Raw genomic sequence first — 22251 nt, forward strand, 5'->3', positions numbered from 1 at the left:
GCCAGGACCGATGACGGCTCGCCGTCGCGGGCCCTGGGCGGCGTGCCGTCGCGCTGATGCCCGTCCAGGGCCGACGCGCCCCCGCGGCAAGTACTGGTGGTTGCGCTGGGTGCTCATCGGCATCGCCGTCGCCGTACTGACCGTCGAGGTGGTGATGGTGTGGGAGCAGCTGGCCAAGGCGTGGCGCAGCCTGCTCTCGGCGACGTGGTGGTGGGTCGCCGCCGCGGCCGTCGCGGCCCTGGCCTCGATGCACAGCTTCGCGCAGATTCAGCGCACCCTGCTCCGGTCCGCCGGGGTCCAGGTCAAGCAGTGGCGGTCCGAGGCCGCGTTCTACGCCGGCAATGCCCTATCCACCACGCTGCCGGGCGGCCCGGTGCTCTCGGCCACCTTCGTCTACCGGCAACAGCGGCTGTGGGGCGCCTCGCCTCTGGTGGCGTCGTGGCAGCTGGTGATGTCCGGGGCGCTGCAGGTGGTCGGTCTGGCGCTGCTGGGGCTGGGCGGTGCGGTCCTGCTCGGCGCGAGCAAGAACCCCCTGTCGCTGATCTTCACGATCGGCGGTTTCCTGGCGCTGCTGCTGCTGGCCCAGACCGTCGCCGCCAATCCGCAGCAGATCGACGGCATCGGAGTGCGGCTGCTGTCGTGGTTCAACTCGCTACGCGGCAAGCCCGCTGACACCGGGCTGGACGGCTGGCGCCGTACCCTCACCCAGCTGGAGTCGGTGAGCCTGAGCCGCCGGACCCTGACCGTCGCCTTCAGCTGGTCGCTGTTCAACTGGGTCGCCGACGTCGCGTGCCTGGCCTGCGCGGCGTACGCCACCGGCGGGCATCCGTCGCTCGCGGGCCTGACTGTCGCCTACGCCGCGGCGCGCGCCGTGGGGGCGATTCCCCTGATGCCGGGCGGGCTGCTCGTGGTCGAGGCGGTGCTCGTGCCCGGCCTGGTGTCGAGCGGCATGACGCTGGCGGCGGCCATCTCGACGATGCTGATCTATCGACTGGTCAGCTGGATCTTCATCTCCGCCATCGGCTGGGTGGTGTTCTTCTTCCTGTTCCGCACGGAGAAGGACTTCGACCCGGATGCGCCCGATACCGCGGGCGGTCCTGGCACCGCACCCCAGCCGCGGCCCGACGCCCCCGAGACCTCACATGACACCGGGTAGCCGGCTGGCGGCGGTCGTTCTGCTCACCGCCGCGCTGACATCCTGTACTTCCGTACCGAAATCCGGCCAATCTTCAACTGCTCCAACCAGTTCCGTAGATAACGCCACACCGATCGTCACGCCCGTTCTGGTCGATGTCGTGGCCGAGCCCGTCCCGGTTCCGGCGACCGACGGCCGAGTGCACCTCGCGTACGAGCTACTGCTCACCAACACCTCACCCGAACCCGTGACGGTGGATTCGATCGCGGCCATGGGACCCGCCGGGCCGCTGCTGCAACTGTCCGGCGCCGGCCTCGGCTACTGGACCCGGACCATGGGCACCCGGGTCAGCACCGGCGATCTGGCTCCCGGCCAGCGCTCGATCGTCTGGCTGGACGTCAAACTGGACACGGGAAGTCCTGTCCCGAAGCAACTTTCACACCGCGTGGTGGTCAAGGTACCCAAACCGATGCCGCCGCTCGTACCGCCGGTGGTGACCGAGAACGTCGCACCCGTGACGGTGTCCGACCACCAGCCCGTCGTACTCGACCCGCCGCTGCGCGGCTCCGGTTGGCTCGACGCCAACAGCTGCTGTGACATGACGCCGCACCGCATGGCCCTCAATCCGATCGACGGAAAGCTCTGGGCGGCAGAGCGATTCGCCATCGACTACGAGCAACTACGAGCCGACGGTCAGCTGTTCAGCGGAGACCGCGCGAAGACGGACAACTACCTCTACTTCGGCTCCGACGTGCACGCCGTCGCGGATGGCCCCGTGGTCGCGGTCCTCGACGGCCTGCCCGAGCAGGTGCCGGGCGTCGACCCGACCGGCCTCACGCTGGCGCAGTACGGGGGTAACCATGTCGTGCAGGACATCGGGAACGGAAACTTCGCGTTCTACGCGCACCTGAAGACCGGCAGCGTCAAGGTCAAGCCGGGTGACCGGCTCAGTGCCGGGCAGGTGCTGGGCAGCGTCGGCAACACCGGCAATTCCACTGCGCCGCACCTGCATTTCCACGTGATGAGCACACCCGATCCACTGCGCGCGGACGGTCTGCCGTTCGTCTTCCGCTCGTTCAAGCTCACCGGCCGCCTGGCCGACATGGCAGCGGGCGACGCGTTGGAGGCCGGCGGTCCGGCCCGCATGCAGCCGGGGTTCACCGCGCGCGCCGAAAACAATGTCAGCCCACTGAATCTGGACGTGATGACCTATGACAACTGAGCAGACCACGCGAAACCGCAGCGCCGCACTGGCTTTCCTCACCGACGTCGTGTTGGTGGTGATCTTCTGCGCCATCGGCCGGCGCAGTCACGCCGAGGGCATCACCCTGGCCGGCGTCGCGCACACGAGCTGGCCGTTCCTGACCGGAACCGTGGTGGGCTGGGCGCTGTCGCAGGGCTGGCGCCGCCCGGCGGCGCTGAACCCGACCGGATTGATGGTGTGGGTCAGCACCGTCGTGATCGGCATGCTGCTGCGCAAGGCTTCAGCGCAGGGCGTCGCGGTGAGTTTCGTGATCGTCGCCTCTACCGTCACGGCCGTCTTCCTGCTCGGCTGGCGCGGCGTGGCTCGACTCCGTAAGTGATTTGTGCACGAAAATCCGCGTCAACCGCGGATTTTCGTGCACAAATCACAGTTCAGCGGCCGGCGGGGCCGGGAACGCCGCAGCGGTCGCGGATGTCCTTGAGCGGCTGCCGGATGCCCTGCAGCTCCGCCTTGGTCTGCGGGTTGGCGGCCAGGTACTGCTTCACCTTCGCGTGCGCCTCGTCCCTCGACAGGCCGCGCAGGCTCGAGAAGAAGTCGTTCACATCCGGGTGGGTGAACAGGTAGGCGGAGGTCGACGCCTCGACGCCCGACTTGACGCCGGCCAGGTCCGCAGCGGAGCAGTTGGGCGGCACGGGATCGGCGAGGGCCGACGGCACGGCACCGAACAACATGCTGCCGGCGACAGCGCCGGCGCCGATGAAACCGGCAACAACGCGTCGCTTGGCCAGATCGGTGAGCATCATGTGGTCAAACCCCTTCGTCGAGAGTTCCGGTAGCGGAACCCCGACGGGGCTACCGGCCCCTCAAAGATAAGCAGAAGAGCTGGATAACCGCCTGTCTAGCGCCCGGCGGGTTGTGCCGCGGACACGGCCTGGGCCGCGGGAATGGAGCCCGTCGCCGTCGTCACACCGGGCAGGGTGGGCGTGAACGGCACGGCGCCGGGCACGCTCGGCACTGCGGGCATCGCGGGCAGCGTGGCCGGCAGTCCGCCGCCCTGCTGCGCCGACTGCATCAGACCCATCAGCTGCGGCAGCGTCAGCGGCAGCTTGCACTGTGAGGACAGCGTCACGAGCGGCGCCTGCAGGTTCTGCAGCGCGGCGCCCTCCTGGGGGTTGGCATCGAAGTAGGTCTTCAGCGCCGCCAACGACTGCGGGCCGGGCTGCTGCTGCGAAATGTTGGTCAGCGTCTGGTTCGCGGTGGGGTGCGCATCCAGATAGGTGCCCGTCGAGGTGGCGACCATGCCGATGGTCTTGGCGACCTGGCTGGCCGCGCACGGGTCCTGGCCGGCACCGGCCGACGGAGCCCCGAACGACGTCACGATCACACCGCCGAGCGCAGTTACAGCGAACGTCCCGGCGAGCCCGCGGCGAACCGCCGCACTGGTCGTCTTCATGGCAAATCTCCTCACCGGTTTACCGGCCTACGACGGCCGTGTAAACACTCGGCAAACTCTGGTTTCCCGGGGTGGCGCCGATGACGGCGCCGGCCGCATCCGGGATTCGGCTCCCGCCATCTTGCCATCGCGACGAGTGCGGTGACCAATCCACACAGCAAATATCCAGGTCACCGCGGGGCTCGCGACCACCGCGAAAGCCCGCCGACGGGCGCCGACGTCGTTGCCGGCCGGTCCGGGAGCGGCCCGGTTGCAGTTGGATCAAGGTTGCCCGCCCGGCGCCGCAACGGCGCTCGCGGGCCGGTCACCCTACCCCATACTGGGGTAGGGTCGGCGGCACGCAACGCCGATCAGAAACTCCGGTGGCAACCGGGACGACCGCAGGAAGAGGGTTCGCCATCCAGCAGTTGATGATGCGGCTGAGCGGCCTGCTTCGGCGCTGGCGCTGGGTGGTCTTCGCCACCTGGCTGCTGCTCATGGTGCCGTCTCTGTATCTCACGGCGACCCAGTCCAGCAACCTCAGCGGCGGCGGGTTCGAGGTCGCGGGCTCCCAGTCCCTGCACGTCCAGCGCGAGCTCGAGGACCATTTCCCCGACGAGGGCGCCTCACCGCTGGCCCTGGTCGCGGCCCCCGACGCCACCGCGTCGCAGGAAGACATGGCGGCCGCCGTCGACGAGCTGAAACGCATCGCGGCGGGCATCTCCAGCGTCAAGGTCGTGCCCGATCCCGCGCAGGCCGAGCCGCAGGCCGGCAAACCCTACGTCGTGACGTTGCGCCTCGACTTCAACAACAGCGGCGCGGTCGACATCGCCAAGAAGCTGCGGACGGCGGTCGGCATCAAGGACGGCAAGCCGGGCCGGACGGCCGACGGCAAGGTCCGGCTGTACGTCATCGGACAGGGCGCGCTCGGCGCGGCCGCCAGCGAGACCACCAAGCACGACGTCGCCGAGGCCGAGAAGTGGAACCTGCCGATCGTGCTGATCGTGCTGCTGGCGGTGTTCGGCTCCCTTGCCGCCGCGGCCATGCCGATGCTGCTCGGTGCCTGCACGGTGATCGTGACGATGGGTGTGGTCTATCTCCTCTCCATCTGGGTCACCATGAGCGTCTTCGCGACGACGACGCTGTCGATGTTCGGTATCGCGCTGGCCGTGGACTATTCACTGTTCATCCTCATGCGCTTCCGCGAGGAGCTGCGCGCCGGCCGCGACCCGGAGCAGGCTGTCGACGCGTCGATGGCGACGTCAGGTCTGGCGGTGGTGCTGTCCGGGCTGACGGTGATCGCCTCGATCACCGGCATCTATCTGATCGGCACCCCGGTGCTGTCGTCGATGGCCACCGGCGCCATCCTGGCCGTCGCCGTCGCGGTGCTGACGTCGACCACCCTGATCCCGGCCGTGCTGGCCACGTTCGGCAAGCGGGTCGCCAAACGCTCGTCGTGGCTGCACGTGTCCCGCCGCTCCGACGCCACGCAGTCCCCGTTCTGGACCCAGTGGACCGAACGCACCATGCGCTGTCCGTGGCTGTCGGCACTGCTCGCCGCCGTCTTCCTGATCGCGCTGGCGGCACCGTCGTTCGGCATGCAGCTGGGCAACAGCATGCTGCGCCAGTTCGCCCCGACCCACGAGATTCGCAGCGGCGTGGCCGCCGCGGCGGAGGCGCTGGGCCCAGGTGCCCTCGGCCCGCTCCGGGTGCTCGTGACGTTCCCCGACGCGACGGCCTCCGACCCGCAGAACACCGCGACGCTCGACGCGCTGCACCAGACCATGACGCAGGCGCCCGACGTGGCCCAGGTGGCGCCGCCGGTGTTCAGCAACGACAACCGCAGCGCCCTGTTCTCGGTGGTGCTCTCGGTCGACCCCGAAGACCTCGTCGCGCGTGACTCCATCACGTGGCTGCGGCAGCACCTGCCGGGTACCCGCGTCCCCGGCGGCCCCTCGTTTTCGATCGCCGTGGGTGGGCCGACGGCGCTGATCATGGACTTCGACCACCGCGTCGCGAACACCGAGATCCTGGTGTTTGTGTTCGTGTCGCTCATCGCGTTCGTGATGCTGCTGATCTCGATCCGCTCGGTCGTCCTGGCGCTCAAGGGCGTCCTGATGACGGTGCTCTCGGTGGCCGCGGCGTACGGCAGCCTCGTGATCGTCTTCGAGTGGGGGTGGTTCAGTGCGCTCGGGTTCAAGCCGCTGGAATCGCTGGACACCACCATCCCGCCGCTGGTGCTGGCGATGACGTTCGGGCTGTCGATGGACTACGAGATCTTCCTGCTGACGCGTATCCGGGAACGCTTCCTGCAGACCGGCAACACGCGCGATGCCGTCGCGTACGGCGTCAGCACCAGCGCGCGCACCATCACGAGCGCCGCGCTGATCATGATCGCCGTGTTCATCGGCTTCGCGTTCGCCGGTATGCCGCTGGTGGCCCAGATGGGTGTGGCCTGCGCCGTGGCCATCGCGGTCGACGCGACGGTGGTCCGGCTCGTTCTGGTGCCGGCGCTGATGGCGATGTTCGACCAGTGGAACTGGTGGCTGCCGAAGTGGCTCGACCGCCTGCTGCCGTCGGTGGATTTCGACAAACCGCTGCCCACCACCGATACCGGCAGCCTCGTGATCATCCCCGACGACATCTCCGCGCTGGGCCCGTCCGGCGCCGAGCTCCGCAGCGTCGTCAAGTCCGCCGCCAAACTGAAAAGCCTTGCGTCGCAGACCGTTACCGTCGCCGATCCGCTGGCGTTCAGTGGCTGTGAGCCAGGCGAGCAGCAGTACGTGCCGCGCGCCGTGCCCCGCCGGATCGCGGCGGCGCCGCCACGCACGGACCGGTCCCGCACCGGGCTGGCGCTGCTGCGGGGGCGCGCACACGGCCATTCCCGGTCCGCGTCGGACAACCCCGACGTGCACCCCGTCACCATGTGGGGTGGACGGCTGTCGGTCGCCCTCGACGCGCTGTCGCTCCGCGACACCGATGGCCCCGCCATCGAGCGCCGCAGCCCTGTGGAAACCACGACGGTGCTGCTGCCCACCGGCGACCGGCTCGAGATCCCGACGGGCGCCGAGACGCTGCGGCTGGCGGGCTACCTGATCATGTCCCGCAACAGCGTCCAGGACTACGCCCACTTCGTCGACCTGGTGTCCTGCATGGACATCCGGACCGCGGCCGCGGTTCTCGCCGGAATTGACGGGTATTACTGTGGAGAACGGTCGAAGAACCAGTGGGTGGCCACCCAGTTGGTCCGCAGGTTGGCCGACCCGCACCCGTTCGACGACCAGGAAACGGCAGATTGGCCCGACGTCAAACAGCGTTGTCTGGCGGTGGCAGTGGCCATGTTGGAGGAGGCGAGGTGACGTTGACATCCGAAGTGAGGGACACCCCTTCTGGTGCCGACGATCCCGGTGACTCCACCCCAGCCGGCACCAACGGGACACCCACCGTCGCGTTTCCGGCGCAGGCGCCGGGCGAGAAGCCGGTCGAGTTCTGGTCGACCTCGGCCATCCGCGCCGCCCTGGAGAACGACGACCTGGCGGTGTGGCAGCGCATCGTCGTCGCCATCAAGCGCGACCCGTTCGGCCGCACCGCGCGTCAGGTCGAGGAGATCCTGGCGACAACCAACCCGTACGGCATCTCCAAGGCACTGTCCGAGGTGCTGGCCCGCGCCCGCACCCAACTCGAGGCCAACGAATGCGCCGAGGTGGCGCGCCAGATCCGGCTGCTGATGGAACGCTCCGGTCTCAGCGAGACGGAGTTCGCGTCCCGCATCGGTGTCGGCACACAAGAACTCTCGGCCTACACCGAAGGCACCACCAGCCCGTCGGCCGCGCTGCTGGTGCGCATGCGACGGCTCTCGGACCGGTTCGCCCGGATGCGGTCCGCCCGCTCCTGAGCCGGCGCCCGAGTCGTCCTACCGCGACGCGATCGGGGTCACATCCATGACCAGCCAGCGTCCGTCCTGCTTCGTCAGCGTGACCCGCAAGCCCAGCACCGTCGTCTGCGCGGGTTTGTTCGGGGTGTTCTGACTGGCCCGCATGACCACTGCGACACTGGCGAAATTCGGGCCGATGGTCTCGATACCGGCCGAGATGGTGCTGGCCTGCCCGGCCACGCCACGGCTGGTCAGATCCTTGGCGACCGCGTTGAACTCGTTGCGGTAGGCCTCCGCACGCTGCGGTGCCATCAACGACGTGGCCCGGTCGATCGACACGTTCGGCGCGCCGGGGGTGAAGGTCGCCGACGCCTCCGCGACGCTGCTGGCGATGCCGACCACCATCGACATGTCGGCGCTCGTGGTGCGGTCCGGCACCGTCCACTTGGTGTAGCCGACGATGGCGGCTGCGACCACGGCCACCGCCGTCAGCCCGACGACCGCGAGCCGCAACCTGGGTGCGTCGTCATCGGTGCCCATGGTGACGCCGTCCCGGCGGAACAGCACGACGTTGACCACCGACGCCTGCAGCACCAGCAGCCCGACGATGGTGCCCACCACGACCCACCACAGCGGCCGCTCCAGGGCCAGCCCGATGTAGACGAGGCTCGCCAGCACCGCGAGCGGCGCCAGGATGTCGAAGACCAGTACCCGCCACGCGTTCCTCATCGCAGCGTCTCCAATCGGGAGATCAGCAGCTTGCCGCCGACGTCGGACACCCCGAGACGCAGCCGCCAGCGCACGGTCTGCGGCTTGGCACCGGCGTTCTGGCTCACGGACGTCGCGATCACGAGCACCGTCGTCGTATCCGAGGAGATCGCCGCCAACTCCGGCTGGACCGCTGGTTTGCCCTGCTCCCCGGGCGGTGCGTGGTGCAGCGTCTCCAGTGCGACGGATTCGATCTGCCCGCTGGTCTGGCTCTGCAGCTTCTGCACCAGCTGGGTGAACGGCGCGACGGTGGCGTCGAAGTCGGCGTTGAGCTGGCCGACGGTGCCCTCGTGCAGCTTCGGCACGTTGACGGCGACGTTGTCCTTGGTCATGTTGATCAGCAGGTTGGCCCACTCGGCGGCGGTCTTCATCGCCTGCGCCTCGTGCGCGCGGTCCTTGTCGTCGGCCCGGTGGCCCAGGTAGACCCAGGTCGCGACGACGACAGCGACCGCCGCGACGACACCCAGCACCGCCGAGGCGATGCCGTAGCGGCTGAAGATTCCCTCAGCTTGATCGCTCGACGCGGAAGCCGCGGCTGTGGGCTTGGCGTCAGTGGCGGCGCCGGCCGATCCGGTGTCTTTCGCTGTGTCTTTCGCAGCGTCTTTTTCGGCGGAGTCTTCGCTGCGCTCGTCGGGCATGGGCGTGAGGCTACCCGCAGCGCCCTCCGGCACTGCAGCGGCGATGGCAGGATGGCGAGGTGACTCTCGAAGCTACCTCTCCCCGATCCGGTATCGACCTGAGCTACCTCGACCCCGACGCCCGTCCGCAGGACGACCTGTTCGGTCACGTCAACGGCCGCTGGCTCACCGACTACGACATCCCGGCCGACCGCGCCACCGACGGCGCCTTCCGCCTGCTGGCCGACCGCGCCGAAGAGCAGGTGCGCGATCTCATCACGACGGCCTCGGGCCCGGTCGGCTCCGACGCACAGCGCATCGGCGACCTCTACGCAAGCTTCATGGATACCGAGCGGGTAGCTGCCGTCGGCCTTGCGCCGCTGCGGGCGGAGCTCGCGCTGGTTTCTGCTGCTGCCGACCCTGCCGCTCTCGCCGCCGTACTCGGCGGGCTGCAGCGCACCGGCGTCGGCGGTGGCGCGGGCGCGTACGTCGACACCGATTCCAAGGACTCGACGCGGTACCTGTTGCACTTCACGCAGTCCGGCCTGGGCCTGCCCGACGAGTCGTACTACCGCGAACCGGCACACGCGGCGGTGCTGGCGGCCTACCCACAGCACATCGCCCGCATGCTGAGCCTGGTCTTCGGCGGCGATCAGGCCGAGACCGCCGCCCGGATCGTCGCGCTGGAGACCAAACTGGCCGCGGCGCACTGGGACGTGGTCAAGCGCCGCGACGCGGATCTGAGCTACAACCTGCGGCGATTCGCCGATCTGGCCGACGAGGCACCCGGCTTCGACTGGAACGGCTGGCTGTCGGCCGTGGGCGCGTCGGCCGACGTGGTCGCCGAAGTCGTTGTGCGGCAACCCGATTTCCTCGTCGCGTTCGCGGCGCTGTGGGCGTCCGAGCCGCTCGAGGACTGGAAGGCATGGCTGAGCTGGCGCGTGATCAGCGGCCGCGCCCCGATCCTGACCGACGACCTGGTCGCGGAGAACTTCGACTTCTACGGCCGCACCCTGTCGGGCACCGAGGCGATCCGGGACCGCTGGAAGCGCGGCGTCGGCCTGGTCGAGAGCCTGATGGGCGACGCCGTCGGAAAGCTTTACGTGGAGCGGCATTTCCCGCCGTCGCACAAGGCGCGGATGGACGAGCTGGTGGCGAATCTGCGCGAGGCCTACCGCGTCAGCATCACCAACCTGGAGTGGATGACGCCCGAGACCCGGCAGCGCGCGCTGGCCAAGCTGGACAAGTTCACCCCGAAGATCGGCTACCCGGCGCGCTGGCGGGACTACTCGGAGCTGGTGATCGACGCCGGCGACCTGTACGGCAACTACCTGCGCGGCCAGGCCGTCGAGCACGACCGGGAGCTGGCCAAGCTGGGCAGCGAAGTGGACCGCGACGAGTGGTTCATGACGCCGCAGACGGTGAACGCCTACTACAACCCGGGGATGAACGAGATCGTCTTCCCGGCAGCCATTCTGCAGCCGCCGTTCTTCGACGCCGAGGCCGACGACGCCGCCAACTACGGCGGGATCGGCGCCGTCATCGGGCACGAGATCGGGCACGGCTTCGACGACCAGGGCGCCAAGTACGACGGCGACGGCAACCTCGTCGACTGGTGGACCGATGCCGACCGCACCGAATTCGGTTTGCGCACAAAGGCTCTCATCGAGCAGTACGAGGGCTTCACGCCGCGGGCGCTCGACGCGGGCCACCACGTCAACGGTGCGTTCACCGTCGGCGAGAACATCGGCGACCTGGGCGGGCTGTCCATCGCGCTGCTGGCCTACGAGCTGTCACTGGGCGGCAAGGAGGCTCCCGTCATCGACGGGCTGACCGGCGTCCAGCGCGTCTACTTCGGCTGGGCTCAGGTGTGGCGCACCAAATCCCGTGACGCCGAAGCCATTCGGCGGCTCGCCGTCGACCCGCACTCGCCGCCGGAGTTCCGGTGCAACGGTGTGATCCGGAACATCGATTCGTTCTACGAGGCGTTCGACGTCAACACGTCCGACGAGCTGTACCTGGATCCGGCTGAGCGCGTGCGCATCTGGAATTAGCCGGACAACGCAAAACCCCCTATTTCCGACGAAATAGGGGGTTTTCGCGTTATACAGGGTCAGCGCGTGCTGGCGCCCGAACCCGAACCGCTCGATGTCGACGGAGTTGCGGCGGGGGTCTGCATGCCCCACTGCCAGTCGCCCGCACCGTCGGAGTAGTTGTACAGGCCGACCGAGTTCTTCACGACGATCGGGTCGCCGCTGCCGAACTGGTCGTAGAACCACTTGGCGTTGTCGGGCGCGAGGTTGATGCAGCCGTGGCTGACGTTGCGCTTGCCCTGGTCGGACACCGACCACGGGGCGCTGTGCACGAACGCACCGCTGTTGTCGATGCGGACCGCCCACTGCACCTTCAGCTTGTAGCCCTGCGGCGAGTCGACGGGGACGCCGTAGGTCGACGAGTCCATCACGACCTCCGGGAACTTCTCCAACACGTAGTAGGTGCCGTTCTTGGTCTCGTCGCCGGTCTTGCCCATGGACATCGGGAACGTCTTCTCGACCACGCCGTTGCGGCTGATGGTCATCTGGTGCGTCGCGTTGTCGGCAGTGGCGACCAGCGCGTCACCGGTGCGGAAGCTCGACTTGGTGCCCGCGGCGTCAATGTTGACGACGGTGTTCGCCGGCCAGAAGGCGATGGGCCGCCAGCGCAGCTGGGTGTCGGTCACCCAATAGAACATGCCCGGCACCGGCGGGTTCGACGAGATGTGCACGGCGTCCTGCGCCATCTGCTTGTTGGCGATGGGCCGCGGGAAGTTGATGTAGATCGGCTTGGCCACACCCACCATGGACCCGTTCACCGGGTTGAAGGTCGGCGGGTTGAACGGCGGCTGGCCGACGAACGGCGTCGGGTTCTGGCCGGCCGGGGTGCCTGCCGGGATCGGCTGGGGTTCGCCGGGGATCGGGGCGCCCGGGATGACCGGAGGCGGCGCGGGGGCCGGTTCAGCAGCCGGCGGGATCGGCGGCGGCAAGGGGGCCTCAGTGGGAAGGCCGGGATCGATCGGCGCTGCTGCCACACCGGGGTCCGGCGCATCCGGGTCGGCCAGTGCCGACGGGGTTGCGACGGTCATCCCGGCGACCAGTCCGGCCGCCACGACCGCGGTCAGTAGCTTGCTCTTGTTCCACTGCGGCATCCGCCACCTCCAGTTCACAACGTCCCCAGTCTCTCATAGCGCGCTGACCGGCCTCCCCCGCGAAAGGCCGTCGCACCCCGATTCCGGCCTCGTGACAGGCCGCTGAACTGCAGAGTTGATCGCCGCCGACGTGTGCGGTGTTACTTCGGCCGGCCGCGCTCGACACCCCGGAAACGCCAGGGGCGGCTGTCGAAGCCCGGGGATCCGCGCACAATCGACCTTGTGATTGTTGCCTTCAGCGTCAGCCCGATGGGTGGTGACGAGTCCGGCGGCGTCGGCGCGGCCGTCGCCGCAGCCGTGCGCGTGGTGCGCGAGTCAGGTCTGCCCAACGAGACCAACGCGATGTTCACGAACATCGAGGGCGAATGGGACGAGGTGATGGCCGTCGTCAAACGCGCCGTGGACGCGGTGGCGGCGGCGTCCCCACGGGTCAGCCTGGTCCTCAAGGCCGACATCCGCCCCGGCTACACCGGTCAGCTGACCGCGAAGGTCCAGCGCATCGAGGACGAACTCGGCACGTAGCGCGGGCGGCAACCGCTAACACGATCGACACACGGCCGTGACGGCCGGCGACATCATCGTGCCGACAATCGTCAGGCATGGCTTCAGATGCGCACGGCGGGAATGACCGGGAAATCGGCACCGGTCCGACGATCGGCCCGTCGGTCGCCGAAATCCTCGATTCCCACGCCGCCGGCACCGGCTCCCCGATCAAGACCGCGGCGCGCGTGGCCGATGCCATCGCCGCCCGCGGCGACGACGGCACCTGGCTGTCGGTCGTCCCCCGCGAGGAGCTATTGGCGGCCGCGGCCGAGATCGAGAACCGGCCCGGCGCGCGCACCCTGCCGCTGTACGGCGTGCCGTTCGGTGTGAAGGACAGCATCGATGTCGCCGGGGTGCCCACGACCCTGTCGTGCCCCGACTACGCGTACGTCGCCGAGCGGACCGCACCGGCGGTGCAACGCCTGCTCGACGCGGGTGCGCTCTACGTCGGCAAGACCAACCTCGACCAGTTCGCCACCGGCCTCAACGGAACGCGCACGCCCTACACCGTGCCGCGCAGCGTGTTCGGTGGTGGACTCATCTCGGGCGGGTCCAGTTCGGGGTCCGCGCTGGCGGTGGCGCTGGGCCAGGTGCCGTTCGCGGTGGCCACCGACACCGCCGGCTCCGGGCGGGTACCCGCCGCACTCAATGGGGTGGTGGGTTTCAAACCCTCCCGCGGGTTGATCAGCACCGTTGGACTGGTACCGGCGTGCAAGTCGCTGGACTGCCTCAGCGTTATGGCGGGCTGTATCGACGACGTGGACCGGGTGTTCGACGTGATGGCCGCCCGCGACGACGCCGACGCCTGGTCGCGCGACCGGGGACCACGCCACGACGGCGGGCCGATCCGGGTCGGATTGCCCCCGATCGCCGAGCTGGAGTTCTTCGGCGACGACGCCATGCGCGCGGCGCATCTGGGTTTCCGGGACCACCTCGAGCGCCTGGCCGACATCGTCGAGGTGTCCCTGGCGCCGTTTCTCGCTGCCGGGGCCCTGCTGTACCAGGGCCCGTGGGTCGCCGAGAGGCTCGTTGAGTTCGGGGATTTCCTTGCCGCGCAACCTGATTCGATCCATCCCGTGGTCCGCGACATCTTCCGTAGCGGACTCGACTACACCGCCGTCGACGCCTTCGCCGCGCTGCAGAAACTGCAGGAGCTCAAAGCCGAGGTCGGGCGGCTCTGGCAGACCATGGACCTGCTCGTGGTGCCGACCATCGGGACCACCTTCACCGTCGAACAGGTCGTGGCGAATCCGATCGACTGCAACACGATGCTGGGCCACTACACGCACTTCGGCAATCTGCTCGATCTGCTGGGCGTCGCGGTCCCCCTCGGCGTGACCACTGACGGACGTCCGTACAGCGCCATGCTGCTGGGTAACGCGCTGTCGGACGACACCGCACTGACCTTGGCCGCCCGAATCCTCGATGAGCCCCGCACGACAAGCGAAGTCGCCGCAGCGACGGTCAAGGAGCCCGCATGACATCTGTCGAGGTCCCGGCCGAACCGACCCCGTTCACGCTCACGGCGGGTCAGACCGCGCTGATCGTCATCGACATGCAACGCGACTTCCTGTTGCCCGGCGGGTTCGGCGAGAGCCTGGGCAATGACGTGGACCAGCTGCTCAAAGTGGTGCCACCGCTGGCGGCGCTGATCGCCGCGGCCCGCGCGGCCGGGGTCATGGTCATCCACACCCGCGAGGGCCACGAACCCGACCTGTCGGACTGCCCGCCCGCAAAGCTCAATCGCGGTGCGCCATCGAAACGGATCGGCGACCCCGGCAAGTACGGGCGCATCCTGATCCGCGGCGAATACGGTCACGACATCGTCGACGAGCTGGCCCCGATCGACGGCGAGCTGGTGATCGACAAGCCGGGCAAGGGCGCGTTCTACGCCACCGGACTGCAGGACGCGCTGACGGGCGCGGGCATCACGCAGCTGCTCGTCACCGGCGTCACCACCGAGGTGTGCGTCCACACCACCACGCGCGAAGCCAACGACCGTGGCTACGAGTGCCTGGTCGTATCCGATTGCGTCGGTTCGTATTTCCCAGAATTTCAGCGAGTGGGCCTGGAGATGATCGCCGCGCAGGGCGGCATTTTCGGCTGGGTCGCAGACACCGCGGCGGTCATTCCCGCGCTGCAACAACTCGCCGCCCCGTCACCGTCTGCGGTCTAGAGAGGACCTGCCCATGTCCACCGACGTCTCCGATCCCCCGGCCGCCGGAACGCCCAAACTGTCCATCCCGTGGTGGACGCGCGGCGACACCAACGCGTTCTTCGGGCTGGGGTTCAACATCCTGGTCAACGTACTGACGCTGACGGGTCTCATGATCGGCGTCGTCAAGGTCCCGGCCGGCGACGTGCTCGGCACGATCCTGCCCGCGCTCGGGGTGGCCCTGATCCTCGGGAACCTCTACTACACGTTCCTGGCCCGCCGCCTCTCCCGGCGCGAAAACCGCACGGACGTCACGGCTCTGCCCTACGGCCCGAGCGTGCCGCACATGTTCATCGTGGTCTTCGTGGTGATGCTGCCGGTGTATCTGCACACCAAGGATGCGATGCAGGCCTGGCAGGCGGGGCTGGCGTGGGCCTTCATGATCGGCATCATCGTGATGATCGGCGCGTTCGTCGGGCCCTACATCCGCAAGCTGACACCGCGGGCAGCCATGCTCGGCACGCTGGCCGGCATCTCCATCACCTTCATCTCGATGCGGCCGGCCGCGCAGATGTGGGAGGCAGCGTGGATCGGTCTGCCGGTGCTGGCGATCATCCTCATCGGGTTCTTCACCGACGTGAAACTGCCGTTCGGCATCCCGACCGGCTTGGCCGCGCTGCTCGTCGGTACCGCCATCGGGTGGATCGGCGGGTTCATGTCGGCACCCGACGTCGCAAAAGCGGTGTCCGACATCGCGATCGGGCTGCCCGATCTGCGCGTCGGCATGTTGTTGTCGGGTCTGTCGCATCTGGCCCCGCTGCTGGGCACGGCGATTCCCCTCGGCGTCTACAACTTCACGGAGGCGATGAGCAACGTGGAGAGCGCGGCCGCCGCCGGCGACAACTACAACCTGCGCAGCGTGCTGCTGGCCGACGGCGCGGGGGCGGTGATCGGGTCGGCATTCGGCTCGCCGTTCCCGCCGGCGGTGTACATCGGCCACCCGGGCTGGAAGGACGCCGGCGGCCGGGCCGGCTATTCGTTGGCCAGCGGCGTGCTGATCGGGGCCTTCTGCTTCCTGGGCCTGTTCGGCGTGCTCGACGCACTGTTGCCGGTGCCCGCGATCGTGCCCATCCTGCTGTACATCGGTCTGCTGATCGGCGCGCAGGCCTTCCAGGCGGTACCCCGCCTGCATGCCGTCGCCGTCGTGGCGGCTCTGCTGCCCAACCTCGCGCAATGGGCCGGTGGCCTGGTGGACAACGCGCTGAACGCCGCGGGCACCTCAGCCGCGGCCGTGGGGCTCGACAAACTGGGCGGCGCGGGCGTCGTCTACCAGGGGCTGCAGACTCTGGGCCAGGGCGCGGTACTGGTTGGCCTGATCCTGGGCACCATGGTGACCTTCGTCCTGGAGAAGAAGTTTCTCTACGCGGCCATCGCGTCAGCCGTCGGGGCGGCGTTGTCCTTCATCGGCCTGATCCACGCACCTGAGGTGTCGTGGGCGGCCAGCCCGCAGGTCGCCCTCGGCTATCTGTTCTTCGGTCTGGTGTGCGCCGGGTACTCGCGGTTACCTGGCGCCGACGACCCGGTCACGGTCGACGAGTCGGACATCGTCGCCGGGCATTAGCGGCCCGGCACGATCACAACGTCGGGCTGAGAGCGGAGCTAACCGGATATACGTTCAACGGCGCTCTCAGGCCGACATTGTGATCGGACTCAGCGTCAGGAGCGGACCAAACGCGCGATCGCTGCAGAGGCCTCAGCCAGTTTCTGCTCCGCCTCGTCGCCGCCGACGGCCACGGCATGGCTCACGCAGTGCCCCAGGTGCTCGTCGAGCAGCGCCAGCGCGACCGACTGCAGCGCGCTGTTGACCGCGCTGATCTGCGTCAACACGTCGATGCAGTACTTGTCCTCGTCGATCATCTTGGCGATGCCGCGGACCTGTCCCTCGACCCGCCGTAGTCGCTTGGCGTAGTTATCTTTGTTGGGCGAGTAGCCGTGCTGGGCTTCCTGCGGCGCGTCGCCGCGCGAAGCCGCAGTGTGGCTCCCAGTGGCCCCCGACTTTTCTGCCGTCATAGCCCCAGCGTACCGCATACCCCTTAGGGGTATTGAAAAGGATTTTGGCGACCAACTGCCCGAGGGCATACTTACCTGTATGTCTTCCCACCAGCCCGATATCAAGCCCCGCAGCCGCGACGTCACCGACGGCCTGGAGAAAACCGCAGCCCGAGGCATGCTGCGCGCGGTAGGTATGGGCGACGACGACTGGGTGAAGCCGCAGATCGGCGTCGGGTCGTCGTGGAACGAGATCACCCCCTGCAACATGTCGCTGCAGCGGCTGGCGCAGCAGGTCAAGGCCGGCGTGCACGAAGCAGGTGGCTACCCGCTGGAGTTCGGCACCATCTCCGTCTCCGACGGCATCTCGATGGGCCATGAGGGCATGCATTTCTCGCTGGTGTCGCGTGAGGTCATCGCCGACAGCGTCGAGACCGTCATGCAGGCCGAGCGCCTCGACGGCTCGGTGCTGCTCGCCGGCTGCGACAAATCGATCCCCGGCATGCTGATGGCCGCCGCCCGGCTGGACCTGGCCAGCGTCTTCTTCTACAACGGCTCGATCATGCCGGGCGTCGCGAAGCTGACCGACGGCACCGAGAAGGAAGTCACCATCATCGACGCCTTCGAGGCCGTCGGCGCGTGCGCCCGCGGGCTGATGTCCCGCGAGGACGTCGACATCATCGAGCGCGCCATCTGTCCGGGTGAGGGCGCCTGTGGCGGTATGTACACCGCCAACACCATGGCGTCGGCGGCCGAGGCACTCGGTATGTCGTTGCCGGGCAGCGCTTCTCCCGTCGCCATCGACAAGCGCCGCGAAGAGTACGCCCGCAAGTCCGGTGCGGCCGTCGTCGAGATGCTGCGCCGCGGCATCACCTCGCGCGACATCCTGACCAAGGAGGCGTTCGAGAACGCCATCGCGGTCGTCATGGCCTTCGGTGGGTCCACCAACGCGGTGCTGCACCTGCTCGCCATCGCCCGCGAGGCCGAAGTCGAGCTGACCCTCGCCGACTTCACCCGCATCGGCAACAAGGTGCCGCACCTCGCCGACGTGAAACCCTTCGGTCGCCACGTGATGAAGGACGTCGACGAGATCGGCGGCGTGCCCGTCGTCATGCGCGCGCTGCTGGATGCCGGGCTGCTGCACGGTGATTGCCTCACCGTCACCGGCAAGACCATGGCCGAGAACCTCGCCCACATCGCACCGCCCGACCCCGACGGCAAGGTGCTGCGCGCGATGAACAACCCGATCCACCCGACGGGCGGCATCACCATCCTGCACGGCTCGCTGGCCCCCGAGGGCGCCGTCGTGAAGTCGGCCGGTTTCGATTCCGACGTGTTCGAGGGCACCGCACGGGTTTTCGAGCGCGAGCGGGCAGCCCTGGACGCACTGGAGGACGGCACCATCACGCACGGCGACGTCGTCGTCATCCGCTACGAGGGCCCCAAGGGCGGCCCGGGCATGCGCGAGATGCTGGCCATCACCGGTGCCATCAAGGGCGCCGGCCTGGGCAAGGACGTGCTGCTGATGACCGATGGCCGCTTCTCGGGCGGGACGACGGGCCTGTGCGTCGGGCACATCGCGCCGGAGGCCGTCGACGGCGGGCCCATCGCGTTCGTGCGCGACGGTGACCGCATCCGCCTTGATGTCGCCAACGGCAAGCTGGACCTCCTGGTCGACGAGGCCGAATTGGCCTCGCGCCGTGAAGGTTTCGAGCCATTGCCGCCGCGCTACAAGACCGGCGTGCTGGCCAAGTACACCAAGCTGGTCCAGTCCGCCGCCGTCGGCGCCGTCTGCAACTAGGAGTCCCCTTTCCCGCGAGCGTGCGTGTCTGTACATGGACACGCCGCAAATGGCGTCCATTTCGCGCACGCTCGCGGGCCGGTACAGTGACGATCGGGCGCGCAGGACCGCCCGACGTCCGCTCGAAGGGGCTCAGCCTCCCTGCTGATTGCTTTACCTTGTGACCGACCTCTTCTCGGCCCGATTCGCGGACGCGGGCGCATGAGAGGAGGCCGTCATGGCCAGCACACTGCCCACCAATCCGTCCCTGGATAAGCTGCGCGACGAAGCGCGTCGGTTCCAGCGCGCCGAGGGAATCGCCCTTCATGCCGCGCAATTCGCAGTCGCCCGCCGCTATGGCTTCACCGGCTGGCCGGCGCTCGTGCACTACCTGCGGCTCGCCGCTGATCTGAGCGCCGATCCGGGCGCCGTCGACGAGGACGCCCTCGACCCCGCTGACCGGCTCTGCTCATGGGCCTCGTTGCGCTACGACGAATCCGACGCCCCGCCGCGGTGGCAGGTGGCGGCCGACCTGCTGGCCGCCCATCCCGGACTCGTCGACCGCAACATCTGGTGCGCAGCCGTCGCCTCCGATCCGGCCGCTGTTGCCCGCCATCTCGCCCGGCGCCCGGCGCTCGCCGACACCGGCGGCGGGCCGTTCGGCTGGGTGCCCATGATGTACCTCTGCTACTCGCGTATTCCCCTGGCCCGCAGCGTAAATGACGTCCTGGCGGCTGCGACGCTCCTGCTCGACGCCGGCGCCGATCCGAACGGCGGCTACCTGTGGTGCGGCATGTCTACGCCGTTCACGCTGTTGACGGGGGTGTTCGGCGAGGGCGAACAAGGGCCACGCCGGCAGCCACGGCATCCGCACGCCACCGCACTCGCGGAGCTGCTCCTGCGCCGCGGCGCCCATCCTGTCGATCAGCAGACGCTCTACAACCGGATGTTCCGCCCGGACGATTCGCACTTGGAGCTGCTGTTCGCCCACGGCCTCGCCGGTGCCGGGCCCAGCCCGTGGGAACGCCGGCTCGGCGAAGCCATGGAGACCCGAGAACAGATGTGGCAGCGGCAGATTCACTGGGCGGCCCAGCATGGTTTCAGTGACCGCCTCGAACTGCTCGCCCAGCACGGCGTCGATGTGTCCGGCGCCGAACTCGTCACGCCGGCCTTTCCCGACGATCCGAATGCCCGCAATGACGACGGCGCGACACCCTTGCACCAGGCCGCATGGGAGGGCGACCTGCCGCTGATCCGACGGCTATTGGAGGCCGGCGCCGACCCGTCGATCACCGACGACCGGTTCGGGTCAACCCCTTTGGAGTGGGCCGAACACGCCTATCAGGCCGAGGCGGCCGAACTGCTACGCGCCGCGACTTCCGCCACCACATGAACAACCGGGCGAGTCCCCTCGCGGGTCAACTGAACTGGGCGTAAAGCTCCGGCAGGAAGCCGGCGAGATGGTTCATCTCCTGCGCGCAGTGCACGAGGAGGTCCCGCGGCTGGGGTAGCTGACGTGCGGCAAGCACCCGAAATGCGTGATCCGCCAAGGACTTGCCCGCGCGGAAGCTGACGTGCTGCCCACCCATCCAGAATCGCGACCGCATCTCGGCACCGTCCGGCGTCGGCCGCACCTGATGAACGAGCCAGCCGATGTCGACCGGGATGTCCGGCGAGCCGAGGCGGGCGACGATGGCCAGCCCGGCGTGCCCGTGCGTATCGGGATCGACGAACTGGATCGCCACCGAACTGAGCGCCGAGCCGAGGTACTCCTCGACCAGCGAGGTCCGGCCCACGTAGGCCAGGTCGTCGCGGCCGTCGCGCCACTGCGCCGATACGTGTGCCCGCGGATGCCACAGCTTGTAGCGGCGCGCGTCGCAGCCGTGCCAGCCGAACCACCAGTCCCACATCTCGGGCGTCACGCCTGGCATGTCGGTGCGCACGGCGACGGTATAGCCGCCGTCGGACAGCGTGCCGTAGCCGTTCTCGGTCTGCTGATAACCGTCCCCGGCCAACGGTTCGTCGAAGTCGGGCAGCACCGGGCCGGCCTGCGGCCCGTGCTCGAGCGCCCGCACCACGTGACGTGGCAGCGCCGCCATCTCCGGGTTGAAGAACCTGCCGAACGGTGTGTCCGCGTCGTCGCCGCGGTACCCGAGGTAGCTCATGTCCGTCCCATCCAGGCGTAGAAGCGACCCTCCGGGTCATATTGTGCGCGCACCGCATCCAGTCGCGCCATGGCCGCGTCGGTCGCGAACCGGGCCGGCCGGGCACCCAGGTTCTCGTCGGCCAGCTGTATCCCGGTGGCCAGGTGGGACATCGCCGCCATGTTGGATCGGGCCCAGTCGCCGTACTTCTCGTCGTCGGACGGGTCCGACCAGCCGGCGTACAGCGCCAGGTAGATCTCGTCCTCCAGGCTGTAGGCCATGTCCTGGCGCGCCGGCGACGGTCCCCAATTCAGCCAGAGGAAATGCGACGGGTGCGGCGGCATGGTCTCGAGGATGTTGCGCACACCCGGCAGTAACTCGGCCGTGGACGCCGACGTCCACATGTTGTCCGCGGCGTAGCGGTGGTCGTTGAGGTAGTTGCTCATCACCGCGTCGTACCAGGTGGGCAGGTTGGTCGGCGCGAACGGCACGGCCATCAGGGCATGCGGCCGCGCCGGGCACGTATCCAGCAGTGCCACCGCCTCTTTCGCTTCATCGTCATCGTCGGCGAACACCGGCGAGGCCAGCACGATGCCCGGCGTATCCAGACCCGAACTGGGCATGGCGCGGGAGGCCACGATCTGCAGCTCCACCCGGCGGTCCACGTCGGCACTGATCGCGCGGGCCCACGCATAGATCTCGTCAGCGGCCTCGAACGGGTAGACGTACAGGCTGCTGCCACACACCGCCGGCTTCGAATAGAGACGCAGATGGAATGCCGTCACAACGCCGAAGAATCCGGGGCCGGAACCCCTTGCCGCCCAATACAAGTCGGCGTGCTGCTCGGCGTCGCAGCGAACCTGCTCACCGTCCGCCATCACCACGTCGAGTGCCAGCACGCTTTCGCAGGCCGGCCCCAGCACGCGGCTGTTCCAGCCGTAGCCGCCCTGCAGCAGGTAGCCGCCGAGTCGCACACCCCGACAGTGCCCGGACGGGAAGAACAGGCCCTGCTGCTCCAGTTCGGTGGCCAGCACGCTGCCGCCTTTGCCCGGTCCCACCACGGCGGTCATCGCGTCGCGATCCACCTGGCAGGTGTCCAACCGGCTCACGTCGAGCAGCAAGCCGCCGTCGCGCAGGTGGTTGGCCGACCAACTGTGCCCGCCGGACCGGATGCCGACCGCCACATTGTTCGCGCGGGCGTAGCGGATTGCCGCCACCACATCTGCAGTGCACGACGCCTGCACGATGACGTCCGGAAAGCGTTGCGGCACAAGCGCATTCCACACCGTCGCACAGCGCGCCTCTTCGTAGCCCGCGTCGCCGCGGCGGAAATGTCGGATCTCGGCCAAAGCTGTCACCGCAATTC

Annotated in this window: 20 protein-coding genes; 12 read left to right on the plus strand and 8 right to left on the minus strand. The window is 68.6% G+C overall.

Annotated features, from left to right (window positions below; genetic code table 11):
• Positions 1–10: 10 nt before the first annotated feature.
• Genes QRN63_RS07000 through QRN63_RS07010 form a run of 3 tightly spaced genes read left to right on the plus strand, consistent with a single transcriptional unit; the run spans position 11 to position 2718 of the window.
• The gene (locus QRN63_RS07000; protein ID WP_285030549.1) at positions 11–1156 is read left to right on the plus strand and encodes a lysylphosphatidylglycerol synthase transmembrane domain-containing protein; all 1146 of its coding nucleotides are present in this window, start codon (positions 11–13) and stop codon (positions 1154–1156) included.
• Positions 1143–2357 carry a M23 family metallopeptidase gene (locus QRN63_RS07005; protein ID WP_502888094.1) on the plus strand — a complete coding sequence of 405 codons (1215 nt, stop codon included), beginning with the start codon at positions 1143–1145 and terminating at the stop codon, positions 2355–2357. Before QRN63_RS07000 ends, QRN63_RS07005 begins: the two co-directional genes overlap by 14 nt.
• The gene (locus QRN63_RS07010) at positions 2347–2718 is read left to right on the plus strand and encodes a DUF3054 domain-containing protein (RefSeq protein ID WP_285030145.1); all 372 of its coding nucleotides are present in this window, start codon (positions 2347–2349) and stop codon (positions 2716–2718) included. Before QRN63_RS07005 ends, QRN63_RS07010 begins: the two co-directional genes overlap by 11 nt.
• 52 nt (positions 2719–2770) lie before the next feature.
• Here QRN63_RS07010 and QRN63_RS07015 read toward each other — a convergent pair whose 3' ends face one another.
• A complete protein-coding gene (locus QRN63_RS07015; protein WP_285030146.1) occupies positions 2771–3142 on the minus strand; it encodes a heme-binding protein in 372 nt (123 codons plus the stop codon).
• A gap of 95 nt (positions 3143–3237) precedes the next feature.
• Positions 3238–3792, minus strand: coding sequence for a hemophore (locus QRN63_RS07020; protein WP_267320089.1), 555 nt, complete (start codon positions 3790–3792; stop codon positions 3238–3240).
• A gap of 410 nt (positions 3793–4202) precedes the next feature.
• Here QRN63_RS07020 and QRN63_RS07025 point away from each other — a divergent pair, with 410 nt between their 5' ends.
• Both QRN63_RS07025 and QRN63_RS07030 read left to right on the plus strand, forming a co-directional pair.
• A complete protein-coding gene (locus QRN63_RS07025; protein ID WP_285030550.1) occupies positions 4203–7130 on the plus strand; it encodes an MMPL family transporter in 2928 nt (975 codons plus the stop codon).
• On the plus strand, positions 7127–7666 hold the full coding sequence (locus QRN63_RS07030) for a helix-turn-helix domain-containing protein (protein WP_267320088.1): 540 nt from the start codon (positions 7127–7129) through the stop codon (positions 7664–7666). Before QRN63_RS07025 ends, QRN63_RS07030 begins: the two co-directional genes overlap by 4 nt.
• An 18-nt stretch (positions 7667–7684) precedes the next feature.
• Here QRN63_RS07030 and QRN63_RS07035 read toward each other — a convergent pair whose 3' ends face one another.
• Positions 7685–8374: a hypothetical protein gene (locus QRN63_RS07035; RefSeq protein ID WP_267320087.1), complete on the minus strand. Its 690-nt coding sequence runs from the start codon at positions 8372–8374 to the stop codon at positions 7685–7687.
• Positions 8371–9051: a hypothetical protein gene (locus QRN63_RS07040; protein WP_285030147.1), complete on the minus strand. Its 681-nt coding sequence runs from the start codon at positions 9049–9051 to the stop codon at positions 8371–8373. Before QRN63_RS07040 ends, QRN63_RS07035 begins: the two co-directional genes overlap by 4 nt.
• A gap of 59 nt (positions 9052–9110) precedes the next feature.
• Here QRN63_RS07040 and QRN63_RS07045 point away from each other — a divergent pair, with 59 nt between their 5' ends.
• Positions 9111–11084 carry a M13 family metallopeptidase gene (locus QRN63_RS07045; protein WP_285030148.1) on the plus strand — a complete coding sequence of 658 codons (1974 nt, stop codon included), beginning with the start codon at positions 9111–9113 and terminating at the stop codon, positions 11082–11084.
• A 59-nt stretch (positions 11085–11143) separates the two neighbouring features.
• Here QRN63_RS07045 and QRN63_RS07050 read toward each other — a convergent pair whose 3' ends face one another.
• The gene (locus QRN63_RS07050) at positions 11144–12214 is read right to left on the minus strand and encodes a L,D-transpeptidase (protein WP_267320084.1); all 1071 of its coding nucleotides are present in this window, start codon (positions 12212–12214) and stop codon (positions 11144–11146) included.
• 222 nt (positions 12215–12436) lie between these two features.
• Here QRN63_RS07050 and QRN63_RS07055 point away from each other — a divergent pair, with 222 nt between their 5' ends.
• From QRN63_RS07055 to QRN63_RS07070, 4 genes are all read left to right on the plus strand, one after another.
• Positions 12437–12736: an MTH1187 family thiamine-binding protein gene (locus QRN63_RS07055; protein ID WP_061006521.1), complete on the plus strand. Its 300-nt coding sequence runs from the start codon at positions 12437–12439 to the stop codon at positions 12734–12736.
• A gap of 77 nt (positions 12737–12813) precedes the next feature.
• Positions 12814–14238 (plus strand): allophanate hydrolase, encoded by a 1425-nt coding sequence (locus QRN63_RS07060; RefSeq protein ID WP_285030149.1) that lies wholly within the window; start codon positions 12814–12816, stop codon positions 14236–14238.
• The gene (locus tag QRN63_RS07065; protein ID WP_285030150.1) at positions 14235–14933 is read left to right on the plus strand and encodes a cysteine hydrolase family protein; all 699 of its coding nucleotides are present in this window, start codon (positions 14235–14237) and stop codon (positions 14931–14933) included. The genes QRN63_RS07060 and QRN63_RS07065 overlap by 4 nt, the downstream gene beginning before the upstream one ends.
• A 13-nt stretch (positions 14934–14946) precedes the next feature.
• Positions 14947–16533, plus strand: coding sequence for a SulP family inorganic anion transporter (locus tag QRN63_RS07070; protein ID WP_285030151.1), 1587 nt, complete (start codon positions 14947–14949; stop codon positions 16531–16533).
• Positions 16534–16628: 95 nt separating this feature from the next.
• Here QRN63_RS07070 and ricR read toward each other — a convergent pair whose 3' ends face one another.
• On the minus strand, positions 16629–16982 hold the full coding sequence (gene ricR, locus QRN63_RS07075) for a copper-sensing transcriptional repressor RicR (RefSeq protein WP_285030152.1): 354 nt from the start codon (positions 16980–16982) through the stop codon (positions 16629–16631).
• 79 nt (positions 16983–17061) lie between these two features.
• Here ricR and ilvD point away from each other — a divergent pair, with 79 nt between their 5' ends.
• Both ilvD and QRN63_RS07085 read left to right on the plus strand, forming a co-directional pair.
• Positions 17062–18762: a dihydroxy-acid dehydratase gene (ilvD, locus tag QRN63_RS07080; protein WP_285030153.1), complete on the plus strand. Its 1701-nt coding sequence runs from the start codon at positions 17062–17064 to the stop codon at positions 18760–18762.
• A gap of 217 nt (positions 18763–18979) precedes the next feature.
• A complete protein-coding gene (locus QRN63_RS07085; RefSeq protein ID WP_285030154.1) occupies positions 18980–20134 on the plus strand; it encodes an ankyrin repeat domain-containing protein in 1155 nt (384 codons plus the stop codon).
• A gap of 25 nt (positions 20135–20159) precedes the next feature.
• Here the strand turns inward: QRN63_RS07085 and QRN63_RS07090 are convergent, their stop codons facing one another.
• Positions 20160–20906, minus strand: coding sequence for a DAPG hydrolase family protein (locus QRN63_RS07090; protein ID WP_285030155.1), 747 nt, complete (start codon positions 20904–20906; stop codon positions 20160–20162).
• The gene (locus QRN63_RS07095) at positions 20903–22243 is read right to left on the minus strand and encodes an FAD-binding oxidoreductase (protein ID WP_285030156.1); all 1341 of its coding nucleotides are present in this window, start codon (positions 22241–22243) and stop codon (positions 20903–20905) included. The genes QRN63_RS07090 and QRN63_RS07095 overlap by 4 nt, the downstream gene beginning before the upstream one ends.
• Positions 22244–22251 lie beyond the last annotated feature (8 nt).

Origin of the sequence: Mycolicibacterium sp. lyk4-40-TYG-92, assembly GCF_030209435.1 — a bacterium.
GTDB lineage: Bacteria > Actinomycetota > Actinomycetes > Mycobacteriales > Mycobacteriaceae > Mycobacterium.